Origin of the sequence: Desulfuromonas sp. TF (assembly GCF_000472285.1) — a bacterium.
Taxonomy (GTDB): domain Bacteria; phylum Desulfobacterota; class Desulfuromonadia; order Desulfuromonadales; family ATBO01; genus ATBO01.
In genome coordinates this window covers 40120-50435 of the sequence record NZ_KI421428.1, presented here as the reverse complement: position 1 = coordinate 50435, position 10316 = coordinate 40120, and the positions used below count along the sequence as shown (strand labels likewise).

The 10316-nt window shown below is 60.3% G+C and carries 8 protein-coding genes and 1 pseudogene; 2 read left to right on the top strand and 7 right to left on the bottom strand.

Annotated features, from left to right (window positions below; genetic code table 11):
* Window positions 1-1041: 1041 nt before the first annotated feature.
* Together DTF_RS0119665 and DTF_RS0119655 are read right to left on the bottom strand one after the other, a co-directional pair.
* The gene (locus tag DTF_RS0119665; protein WP_027716705.1) at window positions 1042-2076 is read right to left on the bottom strand and encodes a patatin-like phospholipase family protein; all 1035 of its coding nucleotides are present in this window, start codon (window positions 2074-2076) and stop codon (window positions 1042-1044) included.
* Window positions 2077-2801: 725 nt separating this feature from the next.
* Window positions 2802-4016: a diguanylate cyclase gene (locus DTF_RS0119655; protein ID WP_027716704.1), complete on the bottom strand. Its 1215-nt coding sequence runs from the start codon at window positions 4014-4016 to the stop codon at window positions 2802-2804.
* 112 nt (window positions 4017-4128) lie between these two features.
* Here DTF_RS0119655 and DTF_RS27895 point away from each other — a divergent pair.
* Window positions 4129-4320: pseudogene (locus DTF_RS27895) on the top strand (ZIP family metal transporter); the annotation flags it as partial.
* 384 nt (window positions 4321-4704) lie between these two features.
* Here DTF_RS27895 and DTF_RS0119645 read toward each other — a convergent pair.
* The 3 genes from DTF_RS0119645 to DTF_RS0119635 are packed head-to-tail and all read right to left on the bottom strand — an operon-like array spanning window position 4705 to window position 7100.
* Window positions 4705-5364 carry a YceH family protein gene (locus DTF_RS0119645; RefSeq protein ID WP_027716702.1) on the bottom strand — a complete coding sequence of 220 codons (660 nt, stop codon included), beginning with the start codon at window positions 5362-5364 and terminating at the stop codon, window positions 4705-4707.
* A 31-nt stretch (window positions 5365-5395) separates the two neighbouring features.
* Window positions 5396-6145, bottom strand: a complete 750-nt coding sequence (locus tag DTF_RS0119640) for a pseudouridine synthase (RefSeq protein ID WP_027716701.1) — start codon at window positions 6143-6145, stop codon at window positions 5396-5398.
* 10 nt (window positions 6146-6155) lie between these two features.
* Window positions 6156-7100: a hypothetical protein gene (locus DTF_RS0119635; protein WP_155890887.1), complete on the bottom strand. Its 945-nt coding sequence runs from the start codon at window positions 7098-7100 to the stop codon at window positions 6156-6158.
* A 101-nt stretch (window positions 7101-7201) separates the two neighbouring features.
* Between DTF_RS0119635 and DTF_RS0119630 the strand changes: the two genes are divergently transcribed.
* Complete coding sequence (locus DTF_RS0119630; RefSeq protein ID WP_155890886.1) at window positions 7202-8203, top strand: hypothetical protein; 1002 nt, start codon at window positions 7202-7204, stop codon at window positions 8201-8203.
* Window positions 8204-8214: 11 nt separating this feature from the next.
* Here DTF_RS0119630 and cobD read toward each other — a convergent pair whose 3' ends face one another.
* The gene (gene cobD, locus DTF_RS24705; RefSeq protein WP_051361500.1) at window positions 8215-9336 is read right to left on the bottom strand and encodes a threonine-phosphate decarboxylase CobD; all 1122 of its coding nucleotides are present in this window, start codon (window positions 9334-9336) and stop codon (window positions 8215-8217) included.
* The gene (gene cbiB / locus DTF_RS0119620) at window positions 9321-10259 is read right to left on the bottom strand and encodes an adenosylcobinamide-phosphate synthase CbiB (RefSeq protein ID WP_035058348.1); all 939 of its coding nucleotides are present in this window, start codon (window positions 10257-10259) and stop codon (window positions 9321-9323) included. The genes cobD and cbiB overlap by 16 nt, the downstream gene beginning before the upstream one ends.
* Window positions 10260-10316: the final 57 nt, after the last annotated feature.

The following is a 10316-nucleotide window of genomic DNA, read 5'->3' as shown; positions in this document are numbered from 1 at the left end:
TTTACCCCCGCCGCTTTCCGTCCCAGCCTTTCGGCAGGTTTGGCTTTTCAGGTTAGTTCCACCTTACCCTCGAATGCCTACCTGTCAAGATGAGGTGGGCTCTGAGCCGCACCTTCTCTACCCGCAGGGACTTCCTGATTCCGACGAGGTCCCATGCGCGGTTCTGGTTAAGGGATGGGTGGACCATGAGGTCACGGTGGAACTGGTCGCCTCTGTCGCCACGGCCGGGCCATCCAGGCCGGAGATGACCCGGCTACCTTTCCGGAAGGAGTCGATGCGAAGGCGGTATGTGACGGTTTCATTCTCTATTAATACGACGACAACCGGCCAACGCGTACGGCTGAAAGGGGGGTGGTCATGAGGGTTTAGTTTCGATAGAAGACGGATAGAGGTTCACAACGTTAACCGCCATCCAAGCCCACTCCGATCCGGTGGATTAGAGTGGCCCATTTTCCGTGTCCGAAATGCCACGGCATTTCAGGATATGTCAAATCTGTTCTGGAGCGACTGACATATTGGAAAAGCCCGCCAAATTTGCCTGGCGGGCTTTCATTTTCAAGAAGTAGTGATTTGTCGAACGGGCTTTTTCTACGGGCTCAACGATGGAGTTAGGCATTTCTCGCGAGCCACGTTTGAGCATCTTCGCCCTCTCTCACTGTCACTCCGAAGTGGCGCAACAACCAATTAGTGGTAACGCAATATATGAGCATGAAGCGCGCTGGCGCATGAGACACAGACCGCACCAAGGTAAAGTATCGATTTCTCTTCACTGTTTCTAGGTCGTAGACTTTGTCGCGCACTCCCTCAGGGTAGTTAGCGTGATAAAAGGCCAACTCAAACTTGCGTCCGCCCTTCGGGATGATGCGATCAACGCGTATAGGCGAGTATGACCGAACCGCACTCCCAATCTCCTCGCTGAAGAGTTCTGCTGCGTACCAGCAGTTCGGTTCTAGTGAAAACCTTTCCATCGAATGCCTAACGCTCGGCATCGGCGGCGGCGCAGAGCGCCGTCCGCTGCATGATATTGGGTTGCTGCATCGCCTATTCGATCCTATTCACAGGCGCCTCAGCCGAGTCTTCGAACCACGCGAAGTAACGTTCGGCACCGGTGATTCCCTCCTCGATCAATGCTTGCTTCTGGGAATCGGAAATATCGAAATCGACTGTGCCAACATCGAGAGTATTGATATAGACGGTCCGCTGCCAGTCGTCACTATGAAGATGCATGTTCTCTTGCGTGTTCATTATGGCGGCGATGAGGGCGCGAGCATAATCAGTGAAGGACTTTATCGGATTTCCGGAAATTGGTTCGTCGTACCGATAGAGGCCGATCTCTTCCTTCCTGTCCAACCTTAAGCCGAGTGTCTGGCGATTGTAGACGTAGGGACTTCGATCCGGACGTTCAAGTTGGAATCGTGCGTTCTCCTTATTATAGTAATCGGTCCGTCGTGCCGCCCCGGGCTCGTTCTTCATGTCGATATACCGTTCGCGGTCAAATAACTTTACCGGGTAGTTGATCTGAACGCCGCCATCGACGAAAACATCTTGGCGCGATCCGTGACGCACAGCGGCGAAAAAGAGCGGGATGGACATCGAGATGCGAACGGCCGTGGCAAGTTCCATGGACGCGTGCCGCTCTGCGGAGAATATCTCGGCGTAACCTGTGGATAGGTTCGTACCGATGACATATAGGCCAGGGTGGCCTTTATCAAGCAAGTCGCGGAACGTGGCTCTCCGACTGCCAAGCCGCTTTTCTATAAGATCGCCAACCCAATTAGCAAAGAAGTCACCCGTATGCCAACCGAAATCTCGGGCGAGTCGTCGGATATCGCGTATCACGCCAAATGAGTCATCCATAAAGTTGCGAAACTCAGTTGAGCGAAGTATCTGCTGTTGTTCGGAGATGTTGTAACCGAGCGCGAAAATGAGAGCGTTGATAGCGCCGGCGCTCGTGCCGCCAACCCGTTGTATCCCTTGAAGGACGCCACGGTCTTGCAGAATCTGCATGGCACCTACGTATGCGACTCCTTTCACCCCGCCGCCCTCGAAGATCAGGTTTCGGAACTGTATCGTCATGGACGTTTTCCCCATTAAGATGTTTCAGAAATGGTTGCAGGCAACCTTGCTCCCAACGAGACAAACAGGCAAGGCGTTTGCCTTGTCCTATTATGTTTTATTGACAATTTGAATTGTCAAAAATTAGCAAACTGCTATTTTTTTAAAAACAATAGTGTATTTTTACAAACAAAAATATAAATAGAAATTTTTATTTTTTATTTCAAACGCCAACTTGTGAATATACGGATACTTTCCGTATGTTATTCCATGTCATTTAGTTTGAAATAAATACTTTATTCTAAAACATCAATACCTTACCATAAAGCCTTATAAGTATTGGATCTGCAAATCCCGCACTTCGGCTACTCTCCCCATCAGGGGACTTCAAGAGCAGATTCGGCTATATTACGGAAGGCGAAAGCTTTATTTATATTAGCTGCCAGTCGAAGGTAAAAACAAAACCGCTGGGCCAGTAATAGCCAAAGCGGTTCACAGTTCCTCGTCTTGATTTTGGCCTGAAAAATCAATCTACCCTCCTACCAATCCAGAAAAATAAGACAGTATCAATGTAGTCGACGCAGGATGACTCGTCAAGGAAGGGACTGTCCACTTAGTCGTATCAGATAGTCTCTACCGACAAAAAATGCCTTGAAGGGGTTAGTGTCTCGGTATCCCTGATTATTAAACACCACCTGCGATTCTGAGTGAAGCGAGTCGCTGCCCAGTACATTCTCCCCTCACCCTTACCCGCAAACCCGGTTGCGCCCCCCGCGCTTGGCCCGGTAGAGGGCCTGGTCGGCGGATTTGACTACCAGAGCCGGCTGGTTCCTGTCTCCCTGCCATTCGGCGGCCCCGATGCTGACCGTCACCGAGAGTTTCTGCTCCCCCTTGTTTTTGCCTGATTTACTCTTCGGTTTCCTGGCCGGCCGGCGGCGATGGCGCAGGGTGAAACCCGCCCCGGCGACGGACTCCCGCAGCTCCTCCAGGTGCGGCAAGGCCTCCTTGACTCCCTTGCCGGGAAAGAGGACGGTGAACTCCTCGCCGCCGTAGCGGAAGGCCCTTCCGCCGCCGTTCACCTTCGCCAGCCGTGAGGCGACCATCCTGAGCACCTGGTCCCCTACATCGTGCCCATGACGGTCGTTGAACTTCTTGAAATGGTCGATGTCCACCATCGCCACCGTGTACCGGCGTCCCACCTTCTGCAGGGTTTCATTCAGAGCCCGTCGGGCCGGCAGGCCGGTGAGCTCGTCCCGGAAGGCCATGCCATAGGAATCCTCGATGACCGCCGCGACCAGGATCAGCCCTGCGGTGGCGAAATAGAGGGTGCGCACCGGTTCGGCAATAGAGAGCGCCAGGGGTGGGAGCACCGCGGCCAGGGCCCAGAGGAATCCGCCGTCCAGGGCCCCCTGGCGGCGCAGGAATCGAACCGAAAGGAAGAGGAGGGACAGAACGACGGCGGCCAGTGCCGGCTGGGGTAAAGGCAGACCCTCCAGCCGGGGGAGATCGATCAGAGGCCTGGTGAGCAGGTCGAGGACTTCGGCGCCGCGCGTCCGCTCCAGCCAGAAGACCGCCAGGGGCTGGGCGAGGACCAGGCCGAGGCGGCCCAGCCCCCGAACGGTGAAGAGCCCGCGCTCCGTGAGGGTGGAAAGGAGGACCAGATTGAGGGGGAGCAGCAGGGCGACGGCCGCCGCGGCCAGACGTCCCGCTTCCCCCGAGGGTGACAGGGCGAGAGCCCGCTCGGCGAGGGCCAGCACCAGAAGGGCGAAGGTCAGCCGGCTGCGGTTGAACCGCCATCCGAGGAAAAGACCGGCGCCCAAAACCAGGTAGGGATAAAAGGGGAAAAACGGCCGTACTGCCTGCGGCAGCGGAGCGACGTGCAGAAGGAGCGCGGCCGCCGCAAGCAGGAACCCGCCTGGAACGAAAAATAGAGTGCCTAATCTCAATGAGGAAGAGAACATATCGGAAAAACCTGCGCGTAAAAGCTGGCCAAAAAGGCAATCTTGCGTTTTAATGTGTCAGGATGTGGGAATGGGCCGGGTTTTTGCCGTCCGCAAAGTGAAAGGCTTGCCGATGTTCGAACAATTTTCCGCCATGCATCCGGTCCTCCAGGCTCTGATCGGGACGGGCTTCACCTGGTTCATGACCGCGTTAGGGGCTTCGGTGGTCTTTTTCCGCCGGGACATGGGGCGCAAGCTGCTGGACTGGATGCTCGGCTTCGCCGCCGGGGTGATGATCGCCGCCAGCTTCTGGTCTCTTCTGGCGCGCCAGTTATGGGATCAGGCAACCGCCGAACTCCCGGCTCTAGCGAGAGGCAGCTCCGCGACGAAGACAAGACAGGCGGTACCCAACCCGCGAATATCAGCATGATCTACCGTCGTAGAAGCGGCCCCGTCCTTCGCTGTAACAACTAATTTTAAAAGCCGGCAAGGAGCAGGCGTTTTTCATTGCAACTGTCAGCCATATCAGCAGGCTGATGAAAAACCAGCCTTCGCCAAGGCTATGGCCTGGCAAGCGCCCATCTCGGCGTTGGCTCACCCTTCGTCAACGACGTACCTTCCGGTACGGCTTATTCCTCAGGGTTTCAGCCGCCTTGCATCTGTACGTTTTTGATCAGCCTTAAAAAACCACTTTTCATCAGCCTCGACTTTATTCGAACTGCGCCTTGAACGCCACCATTTCCCGTTTCAGATCCTCGAACTGCACCCGCAGGGCGGCCATCTCCTCTTCCAGGGCGGCGATCCGTTCGTTCTCCGCCCGCACCCGGAGGGTGGCCGCTTCCGGAGTCGCGACAGAGACCGCCTCCTCGACTTCCGGCTCGCCGGTGAGCAGGTGCGTGTAGCGATGCTCCTTTCGACCGGGCTGGCGGGGGAGTCTGGCCGCAAGGGGCGGCTCCTTCCCCATCAGCTCCTCCAGCACCTCTTCGACCGCCGCCAGGTCGGCAAAAGGGTGCATGCGGTCGGCCCGGGCGCGCAGCTCGCCCACCGTCTGCGCCCCGCGCAGCAGCAGTTCGGTCAGTACGGCCAGCTCCTCCGGCTCCAGACGGAACTTGCCGGGGAGATTATGGCCGTACTTGGGAACCCGGCTTCCCTCGGCGGACTGGGTCGCCAGACCGAGCTGCCGCAACCGGTCGAGCGCCCGGACGATATCGGTTTCATCCAGAGACATCACCGGCTCGCGATTGGTCTTCTGGTTGCAGGCGTTGGTCAGGGCATTGAGGGAGAGAGGGTAGTACTCGGGAGTGGTCATCTCCTTCTCCGCCAGGCAGCCGAGCACCCGCACCTCGATGGCATTGAGCGTCATTTCCATTGGGTTGCCTCCTTGGACAAGTAATTTTCCGTTACCGCCACTCCGCCGGAACGGCTTCTCTCCACCCCAGCCTCTCGACAACGGAGGCAAACGTCCCCTCGATCGGCGCCCGGACGCTGACCCGCTCCCTGCTGACCGGATGAGGGAAGGAGAGCTCGACGGCGGCCAGCAGCAGTCGGCCGCAGTCGAACTCCTGCCGGAAGAAGCGATTATGGCGCCCCTCGCCGTATTTGGTGTCGCCGATGATCGGATGGAAGAGATGCTTGAAGTGCCGGCGCAGCTGGTGCCGGCGGCCGGTGCGGGGCTTCGCCTCGACCAGGGAATACCGGCTGGTGGGATAGCGCCCGACGGCAAAGGGGAGCTCGGCCGCAGCCAGCCGCCTGAAGCCGGTGAGCGCCTCCCGGGAGGCCTTGCCGGAGCGCGCCTTCCCGTCGGTCATCCGGTCGGGTTCTTCGGCCAGGGGATGATCGATGATTCCCTCGGCGCCGGTGTGGCCGCGCACGATCGCCAGATAGGTCTTCTCCACATCCCCATCAGCGAAGGAGGAGACCAGCCCCTTCGCCGCTTCGGCGGAAAGGGCCAGAAGGAGCACTCCGGAGGTCGGTTTGTCGAGGCGGTGCACCGGATAGACGAGCCGGCCGAGCTGGTCGCGCACGACCTGAAGGGCGAACCGGGTCTCGCGCCGGTCGATCAGGCTGCGGTGCACAAGGAGCCCCTCCGGCTTGTGGACAGCGACGATGTGCTCATCGGCGAAAAGGATATCGAGAGCTTGGATTCCCATGACAGGTCCTTCAGAATCCCCCGAAGCGTATGGCGGCCAACCCCGAGGCGATTATGGAGACCAGCAGGATCGCCAGCCAGTCCGAATACTTCAGCGCCCGCGTCTGGGGATATCTGAGGAGAATATACCCGAGAAACACCAGGGAGACGACCGGCAGCGCCGGAAGGAAAATATTCAGCCCCTGGGCCAGCAGAACCGCCAGGATCAACCCGGAGGCGGCGACCGGAACATATAACCGCAGGCGCCCTTTTTCGACCATGGTCCGTAGACTGGGCCCCGCGAGATTGTCGTTCATCCTGAACTTGGCGACCGCCGCGACGAGAAAAACGACCATGATCCAGTCGGCGACTCCGAAGACGGGGACCAGGGCTGCGAAGCCGGGCACAGCGATTTTGATCAGCATAAACTCGGCCGCCGGCACCGGCCCTTCCATTCCCCCTTCATAGAAGGCGCGCAGTTCGAAAGCAATTTCCCTGGTCGGTCCGGCCAGGACGCTGAACAGATCGGCGGCCGTCATGACCACGCAGACGGGGACGATTTCCGCCGGACGGGTCAGGGGAGCCACCATCCAGGAACCGAGAAGGGCCGCGAAAACCAGCAGGTTGGAGGAGCCGAAAATGAACGTCAGATTGCCCGGGCCTCCCGGAGAGCGCCCCAGAAAATAAAGTCCGACTGCGGCGGTCAGGGTGAGCAGCAGCAGGACGACGCGCAGCCATCGCCGGCCGTGCAGGTGGGGCTCGAGGCCGATGAGAAAGACGGCCGCTCCGACAGACGCCAGAACAACGAAGCAGACGACCGCTGCGGGGACAACCAGGCCGGAGGAAGCCGCCGGGGACCTGCCGACCAGAAGCACCAGAAGGGATGCGCCGATCCAGGACAGATAGATCGCCGCCAGGGACAGGGTCGCCTGCAGAAGGCTTCCGCCCGGGATGGTGGAGGTTGCGTGTCCGTTCATGGATATCATCGATTCATCTCGATTCGTTCTTCGGCAGCTCCTGTTTCAATGCTACAGGGTCGCACAAAAGAGTCTATTTGTGAACGGCAAAAGGAGGTAAAATGAGTTCACATCCCACCTCCGAGAGATATGTCATGACCTTTTCCAACCGTTGGCCGACCGTGCATATTCCTCTGTCCGCAGTCGAAATCGAGGCAATGGCGGACCGTCTGACCCTTCGGCCGGCGGGGGAGGCGGCCCGGGTCATCGGAAGCGATCTTCGCGGGCAGATGGAAGCCTTTTATATTCCCCTGGCGGCCTGGCTGGCAAGGACCCGAGAAGGTAAGGAGGGACCTCTCGTGGTAGGACTCAACGGCGCCCAGGGATCAGGCAAGTCGACCCTCAGCCGACTGCTGCAGGATATCCTGAGGGGGGAATTCGGACTGCGCGCCGCGGGATTTTCCCTGGACGATCTCTACCTGACCCAGGCCGAAAGGGAGCGTCTCGCCCGCACGGTCCACCCCCTGCTGGCCACCCGGGGGGTTCCGGGAACGCATGATGTCGAGCTGGGGCTGCGGACGATCCAGGCGCTGAAGGAGGCCGGCGAAGGGGACGAGGTGCCGATTCCCGCTTTCGACAAAGGGCGGGACGATCGCTGTCCGAAGGAGGAATGGACGAAATGGCGCGGAGAGGCGGATCTGGTCATCTTCGAAGGATGGTGCGTCGGCGCGGTTCCCCAGCCCGAGGGCGATCTCGACGACCCGGTGAACGACCTGGAGCGGCGGGATGATCCCGACGGCTCCTGGCGGCGCTGGGTCAACGGACGGCTGGCGGACGGGTATGCCGGCCTGTTTGCCGGACTGGACCTGCTGATCATGCTGCAGGTCCCGGGGATGGACAGCGTCTTTCGCTGGCGGGGGCAGCAGGAGCGGCAGCTGGCGGAGGAAAAGGGGCGGGACCTCTCGAAGCTGATGGACGAGCAGGCGCTGCGCCGGTTCATCATGCATTATGAGCGGTTGACCCGGCACATGCTGGAGGAGATGCCCGGACGGGCCGACGTCGTGCTGCGCCTGAACGAGAACCACGCCGTCGATGGGGTGCGGCTGACGACGAAAAGCCTCTGAACGCCGAGCCCTCAAAAAGAGCCCGCTTTGCTTTCGCTCCTTTCATCCTTCTGAAGAACTCCGCTCAGTGCCTGCAGCAGCCGCGCATTCTCTTTCTGGGTTCGCACCGCCACTCTCACGTATCTTTCATCCAGAGACGGAAAATTGGAACAGTCTCGAATAAGAATTCCCATCCCCCTGAGCTCCGCCGCAAGGCGGGAAGCAGGCGGTTCTCCCTCCTCCAGGCGCACCAGGAGAAAGTTGGCTTCCGAAGGGAAAACCGTCATTCCGAGGTCTTCCAGTCCCCGGGTCAGATCTTTCCGCAAGGAGGGGATTGTCTCCAGGGTCCTTTGCCGATAGTCCTCCTGGCCAAGACAGGTTTCGGCAGCGACCAGGGCGGGAACGGAGAGGGTCCACGGCTCTTTGGCGGCCCGCAGGCGGGCGATCCCGGCGGCCGGGCCGGCCAGGTAGCCCGCACGCAGGCCTGGGATGGCGTAGAACTTGGTGAGAGAGCGAAAGACATAGAGATTGCTGTGGAGCCCCACGGCGCCGAGGACCGACCGCTGAGGGCAGAAGTCGACGAAGGCCTCGTCCACGGCCACCAGCGCCTGCTCGCGAACCGCGCGGGCAATCGATTCGACGACATGGGGGTCGATGCCGGCGCCGGTCGGGTTGCCGGGATTGGCCAGAAGCACCAGGTCGGTTTCGGGATGGAGATGGCGCACCAGCAGGCAGGGATCGAGGTGGAAACCGTTGTCGGCGGAAAGGGGGAATATGTCGATCGCAGCGCCCACCTGGCTCAGGCCGCGCTCGTACTCGCTGAAGGCGGGCGCCACCAGCAGGGCTCGGCGGGGCCGCAACACCCGGGGAAAAAGATAGAGAAGCTCCGTGGAGCCGCTGCCGGGGAGAAAATGTTCTGCCGGCAACCCATGCGCCGCTGCCAGCGCCGTCACTAAGGAGGAGGCGTCGATCTCAGGGTAATGAACGGCGTGTGTCATCGCCTCCCGGGCCGCTTCCAGGACTTCCCGCGGCATCCCCAGCGGATTGATGCTGGCGGAAAAATCGAGGATTTCGCCGGGCGGCCTGCCGAGCTCCAGCGCCGCCTGAGCCACCGCTCCGCCGTGGGCGAAACGAACGTCTACCGGATCAGCCATGTCAGAATCACCCCCAGGGCCAGAGCAAGAAAAGAAGTCAGATACATGAGGCGCACCATCTTCCGGTATGCAGTCACCGTGACCGGCCGGTCGGGGTCGCCCAGGACCGGTTTTTCCACCTGCTTGCCGAAATAGGAAGCCGGACCGCCCAACTGGACGCCGAGAGCCCCGGCGGCGGCGGCCTCGGGGAATCCGGCGTTGGGGCTGGCGGGTTTGCGGGCATCGCGTCCCATAATCTTCAGAGCTCCCCAGGGATCGAGCCCCAGAGGCCAGGCGGCCAGCGCCATCAGGACGCCGGTGAGCCGGGCCGGGATGAGGTTGAGCAGGTCGTCCAGACGGGCCGAGGCCCAGCCGAGTTCCCGATAGCGCTCGTTGCGGTAGCCGACCATGGAGTCGAGGGTGTTGGCCGCCTTGTACAGGACAGCCAGCACCGGCCCGCCGAGAAAGAGGTAGAAGAGCGGCGCGACAATCCCATCGGAGGTATTCTCCGCCACGGTCTCGATGCAGGCTTTCACGACGGCCTCTTCGCTCAATCCGGCCGTGTCCCGACCGACGATGAGAGCGAGAGCCTGGCGCGCTTCGTCCGGTCGTCCCTCCTCTACCAGCTTCACCACGGCGCGGCTCTCCTTGTGAAGGGAACGCAGGGCCAGGGTGGTGAAGGCCAGCCACAGGGCGGCGGCCCAGCCGAAAAGCGGATCGATCTCCGCCGCCAGGTACAGAAAAACGGAAGCGGCGGCTCCGGTTGCCGCAAGGGTCAGGGCGGTGAGGAGTACCCCTGCCAGACGGCGGCTGCCGACATGTTCGGTCAGCAGCCCTTCGAGCCACTTGATGCAAGCGCCGATGTAGACGACCGGATGCGGGAGCCACCGTGGATCTCCCAGAAGGAGGTCGAGAGCGAAGGCGGCGGGGATCAGCAAATCCATCAACCCGCCTCCAGCAGTTCAAGGCCCGTGAGATGAAAAAGGCGGCCGAGGTCGAGA